The 23,236-nt window shown below is 31.3% G+C and carries 19 protein-coding genes and 4 pseudogenes; 4 read left to right on the top strand and 19 right to left on the bottom strand.

Translation table 11 applies throughout. The annotated features are described in order from the left end of the window. Positions 1–978 precede the first annotated feature (978 nt). From IGJ18_RS14175 to IGJ18_RS14125, 11 genes and pseudogenes are all read right to left on the bottom strand, one after another. Positions 979–1,472: pseudogene (locus IGJ18_RS14175) on the bottom strand (IbrB-like domain-containing protein). A gap of 50 nt (positions 1,473–1,522) precedes the next feature. Beyond that, on the bottom strand, positions 1,523–1,993 hold the full coding sequence (locus IGJ18_RS14170; protein ID WP_438843490.1) for a DUF3440 domain-containing protein: 471 nt from the start codon (positions 1,991–1,993) through the stop codon (positions 1,523–1,525). 194 nt (positions 1,994–2,187) lie between these two features. Further along, positions 2,188–2,352: a hypothetical protein gene (locus IGJ18_RS14165; RefSeq protein ID WP_154650183.1), complete on the bottom strand. Its 165-nt coding sequence runs from the start codon at positions 2,350–2,352 to the stop codon at positions 2,188–2,190. 556 nt (positions 2,353–2,908) lie between these two features. Next, positions 2,909–4,203: pseudogene (locus IGJ18_RS14160) on the bottom strand (ISL3 family transposase). Between the two features lie 218 nt (positions 4,204–4,421). Further along, positions 4,422–4,781: a DUF7006 family protein gene (locus IGJ18_RS14155; protein WP_438843489.1), complete on the bottom strand. Its 360-nt coding sequence runs from the start codon at positions 4,779–4,781 to the stop codon at positions 4,422–4,424. 16 nt (positions 4,782–4,797) lie between these two features. Next, the gene (locus IGJ18_RS14150) at positions 4,798–5,826 is read right to left on the bottom strand and encodes a hypothetical protein (protein ID WP_438843488.1); all 1,029 of its coding nucleotides are present in this window, start codon (positions 5,824–5,826) and stop codon (positions 4,798–4,800) included. A 26-nt stretch (positions 5,827–5,852) separates the two neighbouring features. Next, a complete protein-coding gene (locus tag IGJ18_RS14145; protein WP_438843487.1) occupies positions 5,853–6,224 on the bottom strand; it encodes a helix-turn-helix domain-containing protein in 372 nt (123 codons plus the stop codon). Between the two features lie 355 nt (positions 6,225–6,579). After that, entirely contained in the window at positions 6,580–8,967 is a 2,388-nt protein-coding gene (locus IGJ18_RS14140; protein WP_438843486.1) for a BspA family leucine-rich repeat surface protein, read from the bottom strand. 198 nt (positions 8,968–9,165) lie between these two features. Then, positions 9,166–9,558, bottom strand: a complete 393-nt coding sequence (locus tag IGJ18_RS14135; protein WP_325822157.1) for a hypothetical protein — start codon at positions 9,556–9,558, stop codon at positions 9,166–9,168. Beyond that, positions 9,545–10,567, bottom strand: a complete 1,023-nt coding sequence (locus tag IGJ18_RS14130) for a WxL protein host-binding domain-containing protein (RefSeq protein WP_325822158.1) — start codon at positions 10,565–10,567, stop codon at positions 9,545–9,547. Before IGJ18_RS14130 ends, IGJ18_RS14135 begins: the two co-directional genes overlap by 14 nt. A 110-nt stretch (positions 10,568–10,677) precedes the next feature. Further along, the gene (locus IGJ18_RS14125) at positions 10,678–11,394 is read right to left on the bottom strand and encodes a WxL domain-containing protein (RefSeq protein WP_325822159.1); all 717 of its coding nucleotides are present in this window, start codon (positions 11,392–11,394) and stop codon (positions 10,678–10,680) included. 516 nt (positions 11,395–11,910) lie between these two features. Here IGJ18_RS14125 and IGJ18_RS14120 point away from each other — a divergent pair. Further along, positions 11,911–12,396, top strand: a pseudogene (locus tag IGJ18_RS14120) (transposase); the annotation flags it as partial. A gap of 244 nt (positions 12,397–12,640) precedes the next feature. Here the strand turns inward: IGJ18_RS14120 and IGJ18_RS14115 are convergent. Both IGJ18_RS14115 and IGJ18_RS14110 read right to left on the bottom strand, forming a co-directional pair. Further along, complete coding sequence (locus tag IGJ18_RS14115) at positions 12,641–12,772, bottom strand: hypothetical protein (RefSeq protein WP_438843485.1); 132 nt, start codon at positions 12,770–12,772, stop codon at positions 12,641–12,643. Then, complete coding sequence (locus tag IGJ18_RS14110) at positions 12,769–12,993, bottom strand: hypothetical protein (RefSeq protein ID WP_438843484.1); 225 nt, start codon at positions 12,991–12,993, stop codon at positions 12,769–12,771. Before IGJ18_RS14110 ends, IGJ18_RS14115 begins: the two co-directional genes overlap by 4 nt. Before the next feature lie 85 nt (positions 12,994–13,078). On the opposite strand from IGJ18_RS14110, the pseudogene IGJ18_RS14105 reads away from it, so the two are divergent. From IGJ18_RS14105 to IGJ18_RS14095, 3 genes and pseudogenes are all read left to right on the top strand, one after another. Continuing rightward, a pseudogene (locus IGJ18_RS14105) lies at positions 13,079–14,373 on the top strand (ISL3 family transposase). Between the two features lie 119 nt (positions 14,374–14,492). Next, on the top strand, positions 14,493–15,242 hold the full coding sequence (locus IGJ18_RS14100) for a MurR/RpiR family transcriptional regulator (protein ID WP_136771189.1): 750 nt from the start codon (positions 14,493–14,495) through the stop codon (positions 15,240–15,242). Between the two features lie 265 nt (positions 15,243–15,507). Beyond that, a complete protein-coding gene (locus IGJ18_RS14095; protein WP_181916668.1) occupies positions 15,508–16,992 on the top strand; it encodes a nucleotide sugar dehydrogenase in 1,485 nt (494 codons plus the stop codon). 114 nt (positions 16,993–17,106) lie between these two features. On the opposite strand, the gene IGJ18_RS14090 is transcribed toward IGJ18_RS14095, so the two are convergent. The 6 genes from IGJ18_RS14090 to IGJ18_RS14065 form a co-directional block, all read right to left on the bottom strand. Then, positions 17,107–17,334, bottom strand: coding sequence for a transposase (locus IGJ18_RS14090; RefSeq protein ID WP_169301969.1), 228 nt, complete (start codon positions 17,332–17,334; stop codon positions 17,107–17,109). 2 nt (positions 17,335–17,336) lie between these two features. Further along, positions 17,337–17,558, bottom strand: coding sequence for a hypothetical protein (locus IGJ18_RS14085; RefSeq protein WP_025479000.1), 222 nt, complete (start codon positions 17,556–17,558; stop codon positions 17,337–17,339). 23 nt (positions 17,559–17,581) lie between these two features. Beyond that, a complete protein-coding gene (locus tag IGJ18_RS14080; protein ID WP_325822163.1) occupies positions 17,582–17,701 on the bottom strand; it encodes a hypothetical protein in 120 nt (39 codons plus the stop codon). A gap of 748 nt (positions 17,702–18,449) precedes the next feature. Next, positions 18,450–19,862 carry a flippase gene (locus IGJ18_RS14075; protein WP_010738100.1) on the bottom strand — a complete coding sequence of 471 codons (1,413 nt, stop codon included), beginning with the start codon at positions 19,860–19,862 and terminating at the stop codon, positions 18,450–18,452. 1,107 nt (positions 19,863–20,969) lie between these two features. Beyond that, positions 20,970–21,956, bottom strand: coding sequence for an acyltransferase family protein (locus IGJ18_RS14070; RefSeq protein WP_010738101.1), 987 nt, complete (start codon positions 21,954–21,956; stop codon positions 20,970–20,972). 8 nt (positions 21,957–21,964) lie between these two features. After that, positions 21,965–23,221 carry an O-antigen polymerase gene (locus IGJ18_RS14065; protein WP_002323847.1) on the bottom strand — a complete coding sequence of 419 codons (1,257 nt, stop codon included), beginning with the start codon at positions 23,219–23,221 and terminating at the stop codon, positions 21,965–21,967. Positions 23,222–23,236 lie beyond the last annotated feature (15 nt).

Genomic DNA, 23,236 nt, shown 5'->3' with positions numbered 1-23,236 from the left:
TAGTTAAGTGTTTAAGAGAGTAAGAAGGGGAGCAGCAATAACCAAAGAACACATAATTTAGCCTAAAAATCTAAGCAGATGTTAAGGGGTAATTTATTAACTTGTTTTGCTATAGCTATTTAAAAGAGTAGACTTGAAAATTGCACTTATTTGTAAGTTTACAAACAAGTATTTGCCTGATTACAATTAACAGAATATATGCTATGATAAAATTATCAAAAACAGGTTCATATTACGACCGAAGGCCACTAGCGGTCGGGCCAGTGGCTTTCTTTTACGTTCTTTTCAGATCAACGGGTAGGCTTACTGTCTTTTTTGACAATTCTGCAATCAAGCTATTTACAGATGTAGGGGCTGCTACTTCTGCCGCAATTGCAAAAAACAAACTTTATCTATTGTATTTAATTGATTGTAATTATTAATAGATATGGTATAATTGTTTTAACGAAAAGATAATTCATTATACACCAAAAACCACTAGCTGGCGGGCTAGTGGTTTTCTTTTACGTTCTTTTCAGATTAACGGGTAGGCTTACTGTCTTTTTTGGCAATAATTTTGCAATCAAGCCATTTACAGATGTAATGCGCGATTACTTCTGCTACAATTGCAAAAAACATATCGAAAAGGTAATTCATTATACAACCTCCTCCCCTTGCCAGAATAGGCCGGGGTAGCAGACAGCATAAACATTATACCATAACTGAAAATTTCAGTTTAGTATATTTCTCCACATATTGGTGGACCATTACAATTAAATACTCCATGGTTCTTATTGATCCAGATATAACTTGTAAAAATCCCAAGTATATAGAAAACTATAATTTTCTATATACTTGGGTTTGTATTCTTCTCAGAATCTCCAATGGTACAATTCTAAAATTCTTTCAAAAGTATCTTTAACATCATCAAATATTTCATTACTTAACTTAAGAATGGATGGCAGCAACTTCTGCCTAAATTTAAATTAAGGTAAATAATTATATCTCTTCCCATGCTTCAGAAAAATCTTCCTTTGCAAACAAAGAAACTAATCCGCTAATCTGCTTCAACCTTAATAGCTCGTCTTTGTCCATACCCAAGTTTGTTATATAATCCATTGATCACTTACTACTGATCCTACTAACTTTTGAATAATTTCTACCATATGATCTACCTCTTGCTCGATTATGGCGAATTGTACTGGCAATTCTATCGACTATTGGTTTATCAATGATAACTACTGGCAAATGATTTTCTTCTCTTTCTGCAATCTCTTTTAACTTTTTCATTACTAAATATCTATGATAACCATCAATAATTTCATAGTAATTCTTTTCATTTACATAATAACAGACAATTGCATTGTACAACCATCTGCTAAAATTGATTTTTCTAATAATTTTAGTTCCGTAGGAGCTACATTATTAGAATTATAATCATTTGCTCGTATTTTATTTATCTGAATTCTACACACTTTATAAACAGGACTTATAAATTTCTTCTGTTTTCCATAATTTTATTGTTTCTTCTTTCTTTTGTAATTCATCCTTTGTTTGAGAAAAAAATATATCGACAGGATGTCTCATTTTTTAGAATTTCAATACACATTCTTTTATACGATGGAATCAATCGAAAATGTTTAACCGGTACCTCATCAAGACAATCATAAAATTTAATCCAGTAATATTCAGTTTTATACTTTCTATTATTATTTGGTTTGCCTAAATCTACAAATGAAACATCAAAATTTTTCAATTCTTCCACAACATCTAAAGGTAATGAACCACCTTTATTTAACCAATAATTTTTAGAAAAGTTGAACTTTTTTAAATAAATATCTCTAGTTTTTTTAGGTAATATTTGTAATAAAAAATTTGTATATGCTTTCCATACTATGAATTTTTTTGATCTCTTCACATATTTCTTCCATTCTTTAAGCAATTGGTGAATAATTCTTATGAAAATAGCAGTTCTAATATTTCTCTTCAAAAAACTGAAAATATTTTTTCTCATCTGTAAAAAAGTTATTTAACATGATTAATTTTTCTTCCTTAAAAAAGGAGAATAAATGTATGAACAGTAAAATGATCACATTAGGAGCAGCAGCAATTATGGGGATCTCTGCTTTAAGAATTTCATAATTGGCCCGTACATGCGGACACTACAAAAGAGGGTAATACAGTAGTTTCTTATACAGGTACCGCCCCTCAACCAAAAGATTGGGGAATCTCTGTTCCTGCAACAATCAATGAAACAAAGGAAGATAAATCTGATAATGTCACATTTAAGTATGGTATGGGACAACTAGCAATTGTAGATGCAGATGGTAAATCTTTTGAAGATTCTTCTAAGGATCGTACCTTCAGTGTCAACGATACTCCTCAATATGTAGATAGCGATGGATATATGCTAGTCAAAACTTCTGATGGTAAGGATTGGACATGGTTATATAGTGAATAAACGGAACAAGGTGCTGCAGAACCTACTGCTTTAACTGATAAAATGAAAAATAATGCTGCTGAAGCAACTGATCTTAAAAAAATTACATTTACTTAATCAGCTTAAGGAAACACAAAATCACCGTTATCACGCTATATACTTTTTGGTTCTCCAATACCTGGTAATACAAACCCTCCAATTGATTTAAGCAAAAATTATTCAGATACTATTTCTTGGATTGTTTCCGAAACGACTCCAGCTTAAAAAATAGAATCTTATAAAGTAAAAATTATAAAAAATCAAAACTGGGGCAGAATGAGGTTCCTTCTGACTCAATTTTGATTTTATACCACTCATCAGTCCTTATTGAAAAAGAACCAGAAGTTTTCTTTCTGTCCTAATTATTCTAAGATTTCTTTTTCCCAACATTATTTGATAAAGAGCCAGAATAATTTAGGCAGAAAGAAGAAAAACTTCTTTCTGTTCTTTTTATTTGGTTAAAATGGTTTTACCGTGGCAGATCATGATCCGTCGTTTGAAATGATAAAAATTTCGAAACCCATAAGCATTGCGTTTTAATACTTTAATAGGGTTGTTTAAACATTCTAGTGGTCCATTTGAATAACTGTAGCGGAGGGCATTTCGGATCTGTGGCAGAAACTTTTAAATGTTCGCAAAGTTGTCGCATAAGTTTCAGGTAGCTGGCTGATTTCTCTGGATAAACAGTCCTCAAATAGTGAATGATCTCTTTTCTTTACTGCATAAAGAACATCTTGATATAACTGATAGCCTTGTCGTAGATTGGGACAAGTAGCTAACAATCGGTCGACAATCTCACTTTCAGTTAAGTAATCTTTGAAACTGGCACGCCAAACCCGTTTTTCATCGTTCAACTTTGCTTCTTCTTTTTGTAGGAGCTTCCAATAACGTTTCATTTTTTTACCAAGTCCACGTTGGTATTGAGAAGTACTTTTAAGTCGTGCATTGGTTTCCTTCACTCGGTGGTTTAAAAAAGTTCTTCCTATATGTTGGACAATATGGAAACGATCAATCATCAACTGAGCATTTGGGAAAAGCTTTTTAACCAATGAAACATAAGGTGCACACATATCAATAACAATGAATTCAACGGCTTTTCGAGTCACTAAGGAAAACCGAGAAAAATAGCGTTCTAAATAAGGCAATCGTCGATTTTCAACAATGTCTAGTAGTTCGTGCCTTTGTCCATCCATCATAATAAAACTCATGGCACTTGCGACACTTCGAACTGATTTGAATTCATCAAAGCATAAGACCTTTGGTAAAGTCTGTTTGAAAGGGTTCAATGGGCGGTAAAATCTCTTCATGACACGATAAACCGAAGAAGTGGAAATATTTTTCTGACGAGCGATTTCCGTCATCGAAGTATTCTCTTTTAAGCGAGTAACGACAGACCAACGAACTTTTTGACTAATAAAACAGTGTTTCTCAGCGACAGAGGTATCCGCTACGAAGGTGCGTTGACAAGTCTTACATTTGAATCGTTGTTTCTTCAATTCCAGATAGGTCCGATATTCAGACACGTCATTAAGTAACAACCGGACGGTTGTCGTCCCCCAACGAATGATCTTAGAGGGGACGACACAAAGACAATGAGGACACTCTTCGGGCGTGTATTGAAGAGTACCTTTGTAAATCAAGCAAATTTGCCCTTTATATCTTTCTTTGGTTAAACAATTTTCCTCGAAATAGATATTTAGGTCTAGAATATTTAGGGTATCTTTGATAAGCTGAGTATAAGACATCTTGAATCCTCCTATGAATTGGTTAGCCAAATTAATTCTAAAGGATTTCAGGGTGTCTTTTCTATGTTTTTACATCATAAAAAAGATGTTGGTGAATTTCACCAACATCAAAAAGTATAGAGCCATTATTCTAAGATTTCTCTTTACCAACATCATTTGACAAAGAGCTGAATTAATCACCAACCTACAAAGGATTGGTTACTTCTGAATGAATTAAGTTAAATAACAGAAAAATATAATGAATGATTACATATTTCTTTATCTTCACAGAATTCCTGAATGAATATTCGATAATCTTTTTCTGAACATTTCAAAATTGCTTCCTCAGAAAGTTCTACTTCAATATTTAAAAGTAATAATATAATTTGTAATTGAGCATCTAGTCCTAAAATTTCTGCATGTAATTTAAAGAAATTTTCCATTTGTTTTGAATATACTTTTTCTTTAATTTGGTCACACAATACTTTAATTCTTGCAGAAATCAAAGGATATTTTTTATAAAATAGTGAATCATTATATTTATCTTCAAAATATTTAAAATATTCATTTTCACTTAAATATATAGGATAATTTTTCAATATTTCACCTTCTTTACTATTTTTGATTACATACATAGTTAAAAAATAGTTGTAAATCTTTATTGATTGAAAATAAGGAAACTGGAAACATTTTTGTTTCTTTATATTCTTGAAAAGGAAAACTTGCTAAAGCTCTTTCACATATAATAATGCTACTATTTATATCAATATATACTGGCAAAGAATCTAGAGAATAATATAAACCATTGTCTATAACTATATGTTCTGTATTTAATTTTCTAAGAATCCATTCACGATAAGCAATATGGGAAAATTCATCTTCAGCAACAATAAAAACATCCAAAATTTCAGAAAAGTCACTAATTAATAATTCTGTAGTTTGTAAACAAAATTTTTCTACTGCTTGACTATCAAGAAAAATTTTGTAGCTATGTTTTTTGCTCCATTCTCTAACTATACGTTCAACTTTTTTATAGATTTTTTGTTGCTTCTTATCAAAAAAATGATGCTTTTCAACTAAAAACATGAAGCGATTTAAGAAAATAGAAGAAAGAAATTGTATAAATGTTTTTTCAAACATTATATCATTTAATAAGTCTCGATTGAATTCAGTCTCAAAAGTGTGAACTAGTTCTACTAATTCGGGAATATGACATATATGAGATTTTCGAATTTGACTATATTCCATTTTTAAATAATGGTAGTTGCTTAAATTTTGTTCTAGTAATCTATATATAATTGCAATATAAGCAATTTCGTCCTTGCTAAAACCATATGGCACTAATAAATTTTCCACTTCTTTATACAAAATTTTTTTATAAATCAAATTGAACTCCTGATTAGGAATTTTTAAATACTTATTTTTTCTTTTAAATGTCAAATATATATTTAATGTAAAAAAGAATTTTTCTCTAAAATTTAATTTATTAGAAAAAACATGCATAAATTTTTGAACTAACCGTTCAGCTTTACTATATATTACTTGATCAAGCATAGTATCAAATAAATCAGTCCTCATCCAAATAGTGATCAGAACCAAACGATATTTAAATTCATCTTCAATAAATTGTCCGTCTTCTGTCATAATTTCAAAATCTTTAAAAAAATCTTCTACTTTTTTTTTAAAGAAAAAAATTTGGAAACTGATATATGTTCTCTTTCTGAAATTTTTAAATAGTTTCGTTCTCCCTTTAAATACCATGCACAAATTTTCAAGAAAAAAGATTGTTCATAAATTTTTTTTACAAGCTCATACCTAGTTGCTCCTGACAAAAAATCAACAATTATAGTTGAAGAATTTTCCTTTATTAATCGAATTCGAGAATCAATTGATAAAATTTTTTCGATATCACGTTTGACAGTTACTTTACTAATTTCTAACAAATCAGCAACTTCTTGAATATCTATCTTCTTCAATTCAAATAAATATTCAAGAATTTTAACTTGCCTCATGATATCTTTTTCAATATAGTTTTCAATCACTTTTTCTATCTCCCACTTTATTGATATTTTATATCCTAGTGAGCTCCCCCGCTTAATAAAGTTTTTTAACATTTAAAGCGGGATCTTGTTGAGCTACCAGTATCGATGTCTCTATCATGATAAATATAATCCGCGAAACAAGTCCACTCATGAATATTAATTTGACTAAAAAAAGTATTTGGCTATTTTTTCTTTGTAACTAGCATCGAATGTCTTGATTGCTTAGGTTGTTAACGCTTTAGTTTAGAATTAAATTTATCATTATCAATCTTTCAACTATCAAAAAGTATAACAAAATCAATAATAACGAAACAGCATTTATCACCCACCTATTAGAAGATGGGCGACTACTATACTATGGTCCCTTGATTAAATTCCACTCTATGTTTCCAGAATACTTTCCTGGTTGTACATATTTCGTTTCTGGTATTCTTAACGTTACATTTCCTAAATCATAATCATAAACAGCATTATGTTCCACATCTTGTGCAGTCATTATCGGAATCGGTCCACTACTTCCGATAACTACTTTTTGAACACCACTAACATCATTCGTTGGACATTCAATTAAATCATTGTTAGTAAAATCTTTTTCTCCATTATTTATATTTTTTAATACGTTATTTCCTTGATGTAAAGTGAGTATTTCAGCACCCGGTATTTCTTTTCCATCCCACATCAATTGTGCTTGTAAAACCCAAGAATCTTTAATCATTCGCTGATCTCGGACTGCTACATGATAATTATGTGAACCTGCATTTGTTAATGGAATGATTTGATTTCCTGAATCTTCTAATTTAGAAACAAAATTAAATACTTTTGGCATATATGCTATTCCATAAATGCTCGAATGATCTGGTTTTACATTATCTGTATCTTGTGAAGGAATTTGGATCTTACCATAATCCTTCTTTCCCCATTTTGCTCGATATTCCACTCCATATAAATCAGGATAAACATTTTGAGCACTGGAATCATTTCCACTTATTAGCTCCCATCCTAGGAAATCTACTCCATTTTTTGTTGGAATATTTTCTTTTTTGAATTGCTCAAAAGCAGTTACTGTGTTTATTTTTCCAAATTCTTCTGGTGTATACACTATCTTGGTAAAGTAATATTTGTTAACCGTAGTTGGAAAACGCCCCCCATTTGCAACTAATACTGGGGTAACTAATGATCTAACGTCACCTGGAAAGGCATAATTTGATATTTTAAAGTCCTTTGTTATAATTACTATTCCACCCGGGTCGTTCAAGCCATAAAACATGTTGTTCATATTCGTTACATTACTGGTATCAAAATGGCTTAAATCCAAACTTGCCAGGGCTTTACATCCATAAAACATACAACTCATATCCGTTACATTGCTGGTATCAAAATGGCTTAAATCCAAACTTTTCAGGGTGTAACAGTTAGCAAACATACAACTCATACTCGTTACATTACTGGTATCAAAATGGCTTACATCCAAACTTTTCAGGGTGTAACAGTTACCAAACATGCCGAGCATATTCGTTACATTACTGGTATCAAAATGGCTTACATCCAAACTTTTTAGGGAAGTACAGTACTCAAACATGCCGGGCATATTCGTTACATTACTGGTATCAAAATGGCTTACATCCAAACTTGCCAGGGCGTTACATTCATAAAACATAGAACTCATATTCGTTACATTGCTGGTATCAAAATGGCTTACATCCAAACTTGCCAGGGCGTTACATCCACAAAACATAGAACTCATATCCGTTACATTACTGGTATCAAAATGGCTTACATCCAAACTTGCCAGGGCGTTACATCCATAAAACATGTTGGCCATATTCGTTACATTACTGGTATCAAAATGGCTTAAATCCAAACTTGCCAGGGTGTTACATCCATAAAACATAGAAACCATATTCGTTACATTACTGGTATCAAAATGGCTTACATCCAAACTTGCCAGGGCGTTACATCCATAAAACATAGAAACCATATTCGTTACATTACTGGTATCAAAATGGCTTAAATCCAAACTTTTTAGGGAAGTACAGTACTCAAACATGCCGATCATATTCGTTACATTACTAGTATCAAAACAGCTCAAATCCAAATTTGTCAGAACATGACAGCTACGAAACATACTTCTCATATTCGTTACGTTGCTAGTATCCAGACCTGAAAGATTTATACTCTCAAAAGACGTGTTCTCGAAAGCACTATCCAATGTTTGAGATTCCAATCCTACCTTTGCTCCATCATATCTCAGTAATACTTCGAAACTTTTTGCTGAATTCATATTCGGAAAAACAGATTTATCAATCCCCTTTAATTTTGTTGGCTTTCCATAAAAATCACCTGGTACCACAATATGCTTACCAGATCCCGTATATTTTTTAAGAAGCACATAGTTTCCCTTATCTTCTACTTGCCAATTACTAGATTCTGTTTTGATCGCTTTCGAATTGCTAAATTTTACTTTTCTCGCTTTCTCTTCTTTTGAGTTCTCTTTATTTTCTACAACAGATGTATTTTTTGTATTTTCTTCCTTACAAGTGTCTTCCGATACTTCTGGCATACTTGATGAATTAGTTTTCTTGTCCGTTTCCTTATTCAAGCTTTCTGTTATTGGTACAGTTTCTGTTGTAGTTGTAGTCGATTCACTCGTCTTTGTTTCTCCTGTCAAAGCGAATACTGGACTAGATACTAAATTTCCAATCGTAATAAAAGATAAAATTAAATATTTATACTTATATTTCACATTTTCACTTCCTCTCTTACAATTGACTATTAATTAAAACAAAATAAGTAATTCCACTAAGAATCATGAAAAAAGAAAATATAAGCCCCATAAGATTAAGAACCAATATTTTTTTACTCACAGATTGAATGATCACTAACGAGTATTCTTTTAAAAAATAAATAATATTTACTACAAAAAATACTAATCCCAATATATTTAATGCAATAGCCGGTAAATACATCCTTTTTCCTCCTTATCGTATTTTTTACTTCTACTAATAATTTTATTCAAGAAAAGCAATCCTACTAAAAAGACTCCCCATAAACTACAATTATTGAAAATAGTTCCCATTTTAGGTAAATGCTTTTGTTGGTTTTCCGTTGGCTTTGCAATCGTAAATGTATTGGCACTGGACGTTACAAGCTGACTCCCATTTCCATCAATATTCCCTCCCGGTAATTGCACTGGAAGAATTTTTCGTTTCAAAATTATACTCACTTGTGTTTTCTCACAATTCACTGTATCAGCGTAAATGACATTATTTAGATTCAAAACAGCAATTCCTAAAATCGCACATGACGAAAATATCCACCTTTTATAACTTCTCATTTTTCCTCATCCTTACTATAATTAAAATCGTGAAAAGAACAGTCAAAATACTGATCACAACTGAACCATATTTTAACCAATTTGGAATTTGCACTTTAAATACTGATTCGTCATTGATTCTTTTAGCTTTTTCTTTAGAAATTGTGAACTTCTTTTTTAAATTCCATTCCTTATCACTTGTTTTTACTTTTCCAAAAAACCAATAAACACCTGGTTTCAAATCTTCTTTTTTCCAATCAAATCGGAGTGGATAAACAGATTGTGGAGCAATTTTAACCTTTTCTTTTTTCGTTTTTTTAATTACTTTGTTTGTGGAACTATCCACAATTTCCCCTGAAATTGTTGCTTCCCCAAAGATATAAGGATTCGGATTTAAAATATTGGCTTGAACTATTTTTCTCCCATCAGATAGAGTAGCTTCTACTCCATCTAATTCTACAGAAATATTTTTATCCAGTTCGACTTTATTTTCATTCGTAACCACTAAACCTAATGTATAACTATAGGTATTTCTTAGAGCAATTTTATCTTTAGAAGAACTTTCTGGCTGTTTTTCTGATACTACAATCCCACCAACGACAACTCCTGAAAGTTGTTCTTTTGGCATTTTTATTTTAATCTCCGCTTCTACTGAACTTTCTTTTGGTACAACCACTTCTTTTTCTGTGGCATTAGCGATTGAAGTTAATGGCGTTTTTAGGGAAGAATGATCTTTCAAATTCCCTGTATAATCAATTATGCCATTGCCATTTGTATTAGCATTTGTTATTTTGATGTTAAGTCTCTTATCTCTTTCAGATGAATTTATTAATTTTACTTTTACGGAATCTTCTGAACCTACATTCTCATGCAAATAAAAATAACCTACTTTAGGATCTAATTGATTCTCTTTTTGTATTCCTTCAATTGTATATCCTCCAAGTTCTGTTTCTTCACTTGCATAAACAGTTGAGGAAATCATCCCAATAAGTAACCCACTAATTCCTAAAAAATTTATTAGTCTTTTCAATTAACCTGAATCTCCTTTTGCTTTTTATAATAATAATGTTCCTTTAGGTAGAGCGGTTATTATTACAAAAAAGGAAAAGAATACTCTTTTCCTTTTTAAATTCCTAAAAATTAGTTAGCAACTACAGATAAATCCCAGTTCACAGCACCAGTATAAGCTTTTGCTGCAACTACTTTAGCATTAGCGATTTTTAACGTTGGAGTTCCTAGTTGATAGTCATAAATTGAGTTGTGAAGAAAATCATTTTGTCCAATCATAACAGGAACATTACCACTATCTTTAGAAAGCTCAATTGTTGATTGTCCTCTAACTGATCCTGATGGAGCTTCTACTAATCCAGTATTAGTGTTTTCCTTTACTGTACCAGTACTATTACCTAGGCTCATACTAACTCCTGGTATATTAGCAACATCTCCTGTTAAAGAAGCATTTAGTGTCCAACCTTTTGTTTCACGAGTTTTATCTTTAACACCTACATGGAAAGCTTTATCCCCTGAAGTTGGAACTGTAGCTGTAAACTCTTGAGCCCCACTATCTTTTAATGTTTGAGTTCCAAATTTAAATACATTAGGTTGATAGGCAATGCCAAAAGCTTGAGTTGGATTATTTGATTTGTTACCAGGATCACTTGGATTCTGCGAATCTACTGATGAAGGAGGATCTTGGTTCTCACCACCATCATTTGGTAGCGTTAATGTAGCTTGAACCTCTGTTGTTGTACTAGCTGGAGCTGCGGTAGTACCAGTTGTTGCTGCAAATGCTTGTCCTGCTCCTAACAATGTTGTAGAAGCCAATAAAGTTGTTCCTAATAGTCTAATTCTTTTCACTCAAATTCTCCTTTTCTATTTTTTATTTTTAATCCTCTCGGATTAATTAAAATTTATCAGATAAATAAACTTTATGATTATGAAAAAATTCGTTAACTTTTAGTTAACCAGAAAATATTTAAAAATAAACCAAGTCTGTTAAATTCCAGCATTTTTATTTCTTTTAAGCAAAATATATTTGATGTTTTCGCCCTAAAAAGACAAAAAAAGATAGAAACTGATTAGATAATTTCTATCTTTTTTACGATTTTTCCTTTAAGATGAACAAATATTAAAATGCATTTTATATATATTTTATATATATTAATTTGTAAAGAATCGAGTAAAAATATAATTTGGGGGTACAGACATAATTTTGAACAAAAAAATATTAAGAGAAATATTCGTAGATTATCCATCCGTTAGTGTATTACGCCAGTAGTAGTATAAATAATATTTGATTTACGAAGATCTTCGTCAGGAGCACCGAAAAAGATCAAAATATTCTGAAAAACAAAAACGAGTAGCTATAAACCATTAATTGATGTCTTGCATAAATTACCTCGATTAACAAGCTACTTCTTAGGTTGTACCAATCCAGAAGAAGTAGAATTCTTGGTTACAGACATGAACGCCGCCTAATTCCAGCTCACCAAACGTGTTCTGCCAAATGCGAAAGTAGTGATTGATCGGTTGCTTGGCTCTTCCACGCCCCTGAAGGAGGCGTATCCCTTTTTTCATGAACTAGTTGAAGCCTTTAGAGACAAAGACCCTGACTTGTTTTTCTCCTTATTGGCAGAACTTCCCGAAACATTAGATGAGAGCTTTCGGGAGAAGCTTCAAAACCTTCTGACCTATGAAGAAGGCATCACCAATGCGATGATCTATCCTTACTCCAATGGAAAAATTGAAGCGAAAAACACCCACATAAAGACAATGAAACGAGTATCCTACGGATTTAAATCATTTAAGAACATGAGAATTAGAATCTTTTTGATCAATCAATTAATCAAAGTAAGATAACAAAAAATCTGAGCCAGAATGAGATTCATTCTGACCCAGATTTTATTTTTCACAACTCATCGTTCCTTATTGACAAAGAGCCTAAAAGAAGATCACTAGCCAGCCCGCTAGTGATCTTTGGTTTTCATCTTGAATTTCTTTTTCTCTTAGATATTAACATGATTATAAATATCAATCAAATATACTTATTCTCTAACTTTTTCAAGTACTACTAAATCTATTTTATCTATTGATAAATAAATACTTATTTACTTGTTTTTCTTATTTTAAACGGACGTTTACGATTTTCTTGTTGCTTTTGATTAGAAATTACTCTACTTTCTTCTGGTATAGTGATATAGTCTGTCTTTTGAAAACCTTTCGCAGCTTTTTTCAAAAAAATGGTTTAAAATTCGGTTGGATAAAAGATACTTCTCTATTCAATTCTGTTGGTTTATAGACTTGGATAATTAATACATGGTACTTTTTTCCTTTAACAGAAAAGATCACAATATCTCCTATGCCAATTTTCTTATGGACAGTTGGTGGTGCTTTAAAATAAACCTTTCGTTTAGTTTTGGCTCTATACTTTTTGATGTTGGTGAAATTCACCAACATCTTTTTTATGATGTAAAAACATAGAAAAGACACCCTGAAATCCTTTAGAATTAATTTGGCTAACCAATTCATAGGAGGATTCAAGATGTCTTATACTCAGCTTATCAAAGATACCCTAAATATTCTAGACCTAAATATCTATTTCGAGGAAAATTGTTTAACCAAAGAAAGATATAAAGGGCAAATTTGCTTGATTTACAAAGGTACTCTTCAATACACGCCCGAAGAGTGTCCTCATTGTCTTTGTGTCGTCCCCTCTAAGATCATTCGTTGGGGGACGACAACCGTCCGGTTGTTACTTAATGACGTGTCTGAATATCGGACCTATCTGGAATTGAAGAAACAACGATTCAAATGTAAGACTTGTCAACGCACCTTCGTAGCGGATACCTCTGTCGCTGAGAAACACTGTTTTATTAGTCAAAAAGTTCGTTGGTCTGTCGTTACTCGCTTAAAAGAGAATACTTCGATGACGGAAATCGCTCGTCAGAAAAATATTTCCACTTCTTCGGTTTATCGTGTCATGAAGAGATTTTACCGCCCATTGAACCCTTTCAAACAGACTTTACCAAAGGTCTTATGCTTTGATGAATTCAAATCAGTTCGAAGTGTCGCAAGTGCCATGAGTTTTATTATGATGGATGGACAAAGGCACGAACTACTAGACATTGTTGAAAATCGACGATTGCCTTATTTAGAACGCTATTTTTCTCGGTTTTCCTTAGTGACTCGAAAAGCCGTTGAATTCATTGTTATTGATATGTATGCACCTTATGTTTCATTGGTTAAAAAGCTTTTCCCAAATGCTCAGTTGATGATTGATCGTTTCCATATTGTCCAACATATAGGAAGAACTTTTTTAAACCACCGAGTGAAGGAAACCAATGCACGACTTAAAAGTACTTCTCAATACCAACGTGGACTTGGTAAAAAAATGAAACGTTATTGGAAGCTCCTACAAAAAGAAGAAGCAAAGTTGAACGATGAAAAACGGGTTTGGCGTGCCAGTTTCAAAGATTACTTAACTGAAAGTGAGATTGTCGACCGATTGTTAGCTACTTGTCCCAATCTACGACAAGGCTATCAGTTATATCAAGATGTTCTTTATGCAGTAAAGAAAAGAGATCATTCACTATTTGAGGACTGTTTATCCAGAGAAATCAGCCAGCTACCTGAAACTTATGCGACAACTTTGCGAACATTTAAAAGTTTCTGCCACAGATCCGAAATGCCCTCCGCTACAGTTATTCAAATGGACCACTAGAATGTTTAAACAACCCTATTAAAGTATTAAAACGCAATGCTTATGGGTTTCGAAATTTTTATCATTTCAAACGACGGATCATGATCTGCCACGGTAAAACCATTTTAACCAAATAAAAAGAACAAAAAGAAGTTTTTCTTCTTTCTGCCCAAATTATTCTAAGATTTCTCTTTACCAACATCATTTGACAAAGAGCCTATTTTTTAACTAACTTTTGGTGAAAGAAGGAAAGAATATGGATCACAAATTAAGTGAAACAGAACAGTACCTCTGGAACTTTATCGAACACCATATCCTAGAGATCCCTAACTACTCCATTGTGAATCTAAGTGAACAAGCAAATGTCTCAACAGCCACCATTGTGCGGACAATGAAAAAGAAAGGCTATGAAGGGTTTACTTCGTTTAAGTATCATCTAAAAGAAGGAGAAAACAAGAACATCAATTTTTCTTTCTTAGATAAAGTAGACAAAGGCATCCGCCGAGCCATTCTAAAAAATGAACAAGAAGTGGTACGTACGATCAATATGTTGGAAATCGGAAATATTGAGGATGCGATACAAATAATCAAATTTGCTGACCGGGTTTTTGTCTTTGCCCGAGGATTTTCAGAAATGATTGGCCAAGAAATGCTGGTAAAACTTCAATTAACAGGAAAAAATTGTCAAATGCATACTGATCCAGAGATTATCAAAAGCATCAGTCGAAAACTAACTAAGAAAGACAGCGTTATTTTTGTTTCTTTAAACGGCGAGACAAAAGAACTCGTCACTGCCGCAAAGAATTGCTATGATGCAGAGATTGGTTCAATTCTAGTTACAGCCAATCATTCCTCTACACTGAAAGACTATTGCGAGATCAATCTCGTAGGTTTCAAATCAGAAGGTTCTTATTTCCCTGATTATGAAGTACGGTCACGTTTGTCTCTCCAGATCATCGCGAGAATTCTGCTTGACGCCTATGTATTGCGTATGGGGGAGAATTGAGAAGCAGTTTATTGTGGTTGGTTACAGTTTAAAACATCACATTTTTTTATTCTTTATATTGTAGGGACTCACGGAAACTTTTTATGTATAAGGTTATTCACAATCTACAAGGTTACTTTAAGTAACGAAAAAATAAGTGAAAATACTTAAAACTAAAAAATATCTTTTTAATCAATAAAAAAATTGACATATTTATTAATAATAAGCTATTCTGTTATAGAAGAAAAAATCATTTGTTATTAATAGTAACAAAAAGGAGTATATCATGAAAAAGTTATCTCAAAAACGTTTAGCTCAAATCATTATTGATTCTAGAAAATCTCTAAAAATGACACAACAAAAACTTGCAGTAGCTACTGGTATCAACCGCGCCTTAATTAGTCGATTAGAATCTCTCGATTTTATCCCTTCAATACAACAATTAGAATCATTAGCCGAAGTTCTAAATTTTGAACCAACAGATCTATTTATAAATGAATCAAATAAATCAAACAGAACAAAACATCAGTCGAAGAATATTGCTGTAGCTGGTACTGGTTATGTAGGTCTTTCCATTGCTATTCTTCTTGCTCAGCACAATCAGGTAACAGCAGTAGACATTATTCCTGAAAAAGTAAAACAAATCAATAATAAGAAATCGCCAATACAAGACGATTACATTGAAAAATATCTAGCTGAAAAAAATCTTAATTTAATTGCAACGACAGATGGAGCAACCGCTTATAAAAAAGCTGATTTTGTTGTCATTGCTGCCCCAACAAATTATGATAGTAAACAAAATTATTTTGACACTTCTGCTGTAGAATCAGTAATTGAATTGGTATTAGCAGTCAATCCAAAAGCAATAATGGTTATCAAATCGACGGTACCTGTAGGCTATACCGAAAGCATTCGTGAAAAATACAATACTAAAAATATTCTATTCAGTCCAGAATTTCTCAGAGAATCTAAGGCATTATATGACAATCTATACCCTTCGCGAATTATTGTTGGCACGGACCAAAATGACAAAACTTTACTAGAAGCCTCTCATACTTTTGCAGATTTACTCCAAGAAGGAGCAATCAAAAAAGATATCGAAACTCTTTTCATGGGATTCACAGAAGCTGAGGCAGTTAAATTATTCGCTAATACTTACCTTGCACTTCGAGTATCTTACTTCAATGAACTTGATACTTATGCAGAAATGAAAGAATTAAATACCAAAGATATTATCAATGGAGTATGTCTCGATCCAAGAATTGGCACTCATTACAATAATCCCTCTTTTGGATACGGTGGCTATTGTTTACCAAAAGACACAAAGCAACTTCTAACTAACTATAACGATATACCTCAAAATATGATGAGTGCAATTGTCGATAGTAACCGAACAAGAAAAGACTTTATAGCAGACCGCGTGCTTCAAAAAACTGGATATTATTCTTACGATGATGACAATACTTTCGATTTGTCTCTAGAAAAAGAAGTGATTATTGGAGTCTATAGGCTTACAATGAAAAGTAATTCGGATAACTTCCGTCAATCTTCTATTCAAGGTATTATGAAAAGAATCAAGGCAAAGGGAGCCACTGTGATAATTTACGAGCCAACACTTAAAGATGGTAGTACATTTTTTGGTTCAAAAGTAATAAATGATTTAGAAAAATTTAAAAGCATAAGTCATAGTATTATTGCTAATCGATATGATAGTATTCTTAATGATGTAAAAGAAAAAGTATACACTAGAGATTTATTTCAACGAGATTAATATAGTGATCTATTTTGATACTATAATTCTTAGGCTCTTTGTCAAATGATGTTGGTGAAGAGATATCCTAGAATGATTTTGACCAGAAAGAAATTTTTTCTTTCTGGTCATTTTTTATTTTATGAGCAATGCTTTCACATATCGAATCATGATTCGCAATTTAAAGTTATAAAAGCTTCGAAACTCATAGGCATTTCGTTTTAATACCTCGATATGATTATTCAAACACTCCAAAGGACCATTTGAGTAGTTAAAACCTAGAGCGTTCTCAATTTGTGGAAGAAAATCTTTGAAAGTTTTCAAAGTCGTATTATAGATCTTAAGAAGGTCTATTTTTTCCACATTCAAATATTCTTAAACGTTTCGATTTCACGTTTTTTAACTGCATAAAGTAAGTTTTGATAGAGTTGATAACTAGTGCGTAGACTAGGACAGTCTCTGAGAAAGCGATCCACTATTTCATTCTCAGTTAAATAATCTTTAAATAGATTCGCCAAAGGCATTTGATATAATCCAGTTTCTCCTCTTCTTTTTGTAGAAGCTTCCAGTAACTTTTCAGCTTTCACCCTATACTTTTTTGGAAAGAAGATCAACGTTTAGGCAATGAATTCGTTTCTTTGATTCGTTGATTGCGAAATGTTCTACCGATATGCTGGACAATGTGGAATCGTTCAATGATCAGTTTCACGGTTAGAAACTGTTTTTTCACTAAGGAAACATAAGAGGTGCACACATTAATTTAATCGCCTCTCGAACCTCTGATGAGAAGCGCATAAAGTAACATTCTAGACAGGGAAATCGTCGATTTTCTAAAATATCCAGTAGTTCATAGGTGTCACCGTCCATCAGGATGAAGCTCATGGAGCTAGACACACTACGAACAGGCTAAATTCATCGAAACATAAGATTTTTGGCAAGCTTTGTTTCAAAGGATTCAATGGACGATAAAAATTTTTCCTGATTCAATAAACCGAAGAAATAGAAATGTTTTTTTGCCGGCAATTTTAATCATTAGTTTGTTCTTTTTAATGAGCGAAGGCAGACAACCGGAACATTTTAACTAATAAAATAATGTTTTTCAGAGATCAAGGTATTGGCAATAAAGGTTGTAAAAAGATTCTATTGTTGACAACATCTTTTCTTCCATCTAGATAAGTTAAGTCATTGATTGACCACCTACGAAGAGAGGCGTGGCAATGAATACATTCATTCTTTAGATGAATAGTAAAGTATGCTACGATAGATCAAACAAATTTGATCTAAATGTTTTTAGTTAAACATTTCCCTTTTAAATAGACATTTAGTACAGAGTAATCATGATATATCTTCTATTTTTTTAATCAATAAAAATACACCAGTAGAACCTATCCCATCCCAAAATAATAGAAGCATAACTTCTATTAGATATATTTATAAAGAAGCAATAAACAATATAGAAGCCTTCTATATTGGAAAAATTAAACAATTTTTTTTGTTAATTTTATTATTATTATTTGTAATAATAATGAACCCATGTAAATTGGAACGCCTATCAAAATTTTCCCTAGCATTATGGAGCTTAAACTTTCAAAGGGTAATTTAACATTTAATAATACACTGAACATTATTATCCCAGAAATAATAAAAGGTACAGAAATCCATACCATGTAAGATATGTCTAAATCATTTCTTATCTTATAGCTTATATATACACACACAGCTATTTCTGCTAATAATGTGCCTATTGCAGCTCCAATAGAATAATAATTTTTAATAAGTAACGAATTAGATAAAAAATTAACTATTGCACCGATAAAAACAGATTTCACATAAATTTGGTCCAATTTATTGGGAATAACATACTGAGTTCGTACAACATTAGCAAATGCTAAAAAAAGACAACTAGGTAACAGAATCCAAAATAAATAAATACAAGTTTCAAAACCTTTACCAAAAAAAAGAGGAACAAATTCACTTGCTACCCCCATTATTCCAAAACATAAAGAAGAGGATAGGAACATTGCAAATAGAATACTTTTGTTTATTAACTTTTTACTTTCAATACTTTTCTTATTGTTTGCGAGATTGCTCATTCTAGGTAGCATAATCATTCCTAATGAAGTAATTAGGAGCATAGGAACTTGAATAATTTTTTCTGAAGATTCAAAATACCCAACTTGTAAATTATCAGTTAAATATCCTAGCATAATCTTATCCATTGTCCTATAAATACTTACAGCTACTACAGTAAGAAACAGAAATAGATTTGGCTTTATATGAGATACTACTTCTGAAAGCTTTGGCTTATAAAAATATACTTTTTTTATCAAATATGGCCATAATAAGATTTGGCTAACTAAGAAACTAAGTGATAAGATTAATGTATATATATTTATATCACTCGGTTTTTTAACAAAAAGAAAAATAGCTACGGTACTAAGAATTTTTACTAATGTATTTCTAATAACTGTAATACGAAATTCTTCCATCCCAAAGAAAAACCAGTTTATATCAAATATCCCTGATAAAGTATAAAATAATAATGTCAGCGCTACTACTTGATTCGTAGCAATAAAAATGCAATAAAAAAAATATAACAAATTTATAAATATTCCTAGAAGTATTTGTAATGAATATATTGACCAAAATTTTCGTGATACTTTTTCTTTACAGCTTCTTTCTATTGCTATTTCTCGATTACCATAATTATTTAGACCAAGAAGAATAAACATAACGAAATAGGCCGCAATCGAATAATTATAAGAGTAAATTCCAACTCCATCTGCACCTAAAACTCTAGAAATATAAGGAGTAGTCACAAGTGGAACTATCATAGACAACATCTGATATGCAGAATTATATATAAAATTAGTTTTTAAATTACTTTTCACTTTATCCCTCCAAACTTATTTTACTTCTTCTTAATAAACTGATAAAAAATGAGTACGAATTCTCTATCCTTTTAATGTAACCCACCTTAATATGCGAAGTAAATTTACCGATTTATAGTTAGAAAAACTATTAAAATAATAAGTAGACATATTTAATTAAAAAATTAAACAATCGCTTACCATATTCCAATTAAAAATTATTTATAGCATAATTATAAATAGATTTTTTCCATTTAAACACCTGTCCATAAACTTATTACTAAATTTTTCTTTTGAAATATTTCTTCGAATGAATCCTGTATGTAGCTACAGCTTTATTTATTAAATGTGCGTCCCCTGAAAGTATACCTCTTAAATATAAACAATTATAATTAATCGCACATTTAATAACGTGAAAATGTTCTCCAGATAATATCCGTTTTCGTCATTAATACATTTCAGACTTAATTTCAAGATATTTCTATACATAATCCTTTATTTACCACTCTTATTAGATGGATGCTCTGTGACGTAATAAGTAATCGTTGGCTCTTTCTCTGGTTCTTTATTTAAACCGTGCTCTACGTAATTTTATGGTATTGCATTAACCTGTTCAATGTTGTTCCTACTATTTCATCAAGATATACCCCAACTCGTTTCACGAACCTATCATCAGAATCTCCCCTGTATATGCCCTCTATTGAATGTGTACCATACACACGTACAACATCTATAATTGATTTCTACTTTGCTTTGCAATGTAAGCAAACTGTCCATGTTTTTTTATTTTTGATTTCTTTTTTTGTACTGCTCTTATCTTTAGACATGTCCTTCAATAATTGTCTAGTCTATTGACATTCTGTCTTTTTCTAAAAATTTATATATTTTGAATGCTTCACTCCTGAATTGACTTTCCATAATCTGTATCCAATTTCATCTGGCCCTAATATTCTGGATACATATGGTCTCGTAATAAATGGGGGAACCATGCTTAAAATTTGATGCAACATATTTAATAGCAGTTTTTTTATACTAGTATTTATCCTATAATTCTCCATTCATTAACTTTTTGATTCATCATTCCCACATATCTAATAATAAATTGTTATTTCTCCTTCTGCGTTTTGATCAATACACTTTTCCTAGCATTATTCTGAATGGTGTTTTTTCTAGAATGATATCAATTATATGGAGTACTAATAATGTAATTAACAAAACTACAATTCTACTAATAAGCTCTATAAACTCAGAACTTGTATTTATAATCAATCTTTTCAAAAAGAATAGCACAAATTCATTCAAGCATAGATATACTAAGCTTTTTTTTCCAATATAAGATATCTCATTTACAAATATATTTTTATATTTAGATATCTTTAATGCCAATCTATATATTACGAACACCGTCAGAAGTGACCCAGTGACAAACAAAAATGGATTCCCATAATTTCCCATCCTGAGATTAACATCATCATTGAAAAGTATACAACATACTCCTAATACTAATAATATAGAAATGTCATATGTTTTTATGTTTTTTAAGTTTCTTTCATATTTTTTCAAATAAACTGAAATGCTATAGAAAAACAAACCAACGAATGACACATCTATCGCCCATGGTAACCTTATCCCAAAATTTCCGAGTATAATTCCTAATATAAAAATTACTAGAATCACCCCCACTTTAATCACTCTATTCTTAACTTTTTTATTTAACGAAAAGAAAAGAAATTCTATAATAAAAATAGCTGTCAAATACCATATCGCTCCCGCAACAGCCAAGCCATCTGTATTTATCCATAGAAAATTAATGAAATGAGATTTAAAATCTTCCAACGGTTCCATTCCCAAAACACCTTGAGTTAAAGAAATTGCTAAAAATAGAGCACCAAAGGTCAAATATGGAACCAGTAAACTTCTGCCTTTTTTTCTTAGCCATGATTTCACGGATCCATTGTAATCTTTATATAAAAATCCAGATACACATATAAACAAAACCATATGAAATCCATAGATAAGTTTATTAAATATATCCCCATATTCAATATGTCCCATTATCATAAAAATAATGCCAATGCCTTTTAATATATCTAATTCGACTTTACGTTCGTTCATTATTGAATTCACCTATATACTTTCACTCTGATGTTTATGACTTTTTTAAATAACCATATAAAGATAATGGAAATCATTGTGGGCACCATTCTTCCCGTAGATAAACCAAAAGAATATATCATATAGAAATATATAGCTACATTAAATGCATTTTTGTTTTTTTGCATTTTCTTATATGATAATCCTATAAGAAATCCTTCTATTATACCTCCTAATAAAACCCCAACAAAACCAAAATTGGCATACATATATCCTGGAGTTGTAAATGGTACACTTCCTGTCTGACTCGGCAATTCGTCACTGTTGGCATTAATGTCTATATCGTTTCCTCTTATAATATTGACTAAATAAATTCCATCATCCGTACTTGGTTTCGATTTAGTTCCTGGAATTAAAGAAGGAATAATATTAAGATATCCTTTTCCTAGCCATTTTTCATGATCAGAAAAGTAATCATAAACTTTGATATCACGACCGACATTAGTATAGTTATAAAATAAATCTTCCCACATGGACTGACTTACTTTATTTGAATTCTCAGTCCTACTCAATGTTGCTGTATATGCCAAAAATACAAGTAATACTACTACTAAAATAACTCTTAAATTTAGCACTCTTGATAAATTCATTCTTCGAATCTCAAAATTATATATAAAAAAAGTAATCAATACTACAATAAACGCTGGAGTCCGGCTTGTATAGATAAGAAAAGATAATGCGTATAAAGAGATCATTACAATCAACAGTACTTTATATACTCTTCGTTCTTTGTGAATGACGAATTTTTCAAACATTGCTAGTATTGCAACAACCATAAATTTATAAAACATAGTATATATTCCATATCCATGGGATTGCATCAAGTATGCAAGCTGTCCGTTTTGAATTACAAATGAGAGTCCACCTAACTTGAGGATAACCAATATTTTCGCCCCAAAACCGATCGCAAAAAATATAATAATATTAATTAGTGGAATATCATATACCTTGTTTTTCTCCGCTACAAATATCTTCCTCGATAAATTAATGCCTGCTAATGCTGAAAAAACATATATTAATTCAAATAACATCACCTTCATACATCCCGCAACCGTAAATTCTATAGATGATTCTGATGTAAACAGAATCATTCCAGGAACGTAAGAAATAAATTCCAATATCAAAAACAAAACCTTTGGCTCTAAAAAATCTTTTTCTTTTTGGTAATAGATATATAACATTAATAAAAAAAACAGGCCTAATAATATTCCAATAAATTTTATCATAATAAATTTAATTCC

The organism is Enterococcus sp. AZ078 (assembly GCF_051714985.1).
Taxonomy (GTDB): Bacteria; Bacillota; Bacilli; order Lactobacillales; family Enterococcaceae; genus Enterococcus_B; species Enterococcus_B hirae.
Note: the sequence above shows the minus strand (reverse complement) of the source record. Positions and strands in the feature narration are given on the sequence as shown.

Bases quoted from the DNA above. Each gene is read 5' to 3' on its own strand.
- IGJ18_RS14170 (WP_438843490.1), bottom strand. From the start codon at position 1,993: ATGAGAAAAAATATTTTCAGTTTTTTGAAGAGAAATATTAGAACTGCT.
- IGJ18_RS14150 (WP_438843488.1), bottom strand. From the start codon at position 5,826: ATGACAGAAGACGGACAATTTATTGAAGATGAATTTAAATATCGTTTG.
- IGJ18_RS14135 (WP_325822157.1), bottom strand. From the start codon at position 9,558: ATGAGAAGTTATAAAAGGTGGATATTTTCGTCATGTGCGATTTTAGGA.
- IGJ18_RS14110 (WP_438843484.1), bottom strand. From the start codon at position 12,993: ATGTTGGTGAATTTCACCAACATCAAAAAGTATAGAGCCAAAACTAAA.
- IGJ18_RS14100 (WP_136771189.1), top strand. From the start codon at position 14,493: ATGGATCACAAATTAAGTGAAACAGAACAGTACCTCTGGAACTTTATC.
- IGJ18_RS14095 (WP_181916668.1), top strand. From the start codon at position 15,508: ATGAAAAAGTTATCTCAAAAACGTTTAGCTCAAATCATTATTGATTCT.
- IGJ18_RS14070 (WP_010738101.1), bottom strand. From the start codon at position 21,956: ATGAACGAACGTAAAGTCGAATTAGATATATTAAAAGGCATTGGCATT.
- IGJ18_RS14065 (WP_002323847.1), bottom strand. From the start codon at position 23,221: ATGATAAAATTTATTGGAATATTATTAGGCCTGTTTTTTTTATTAATG.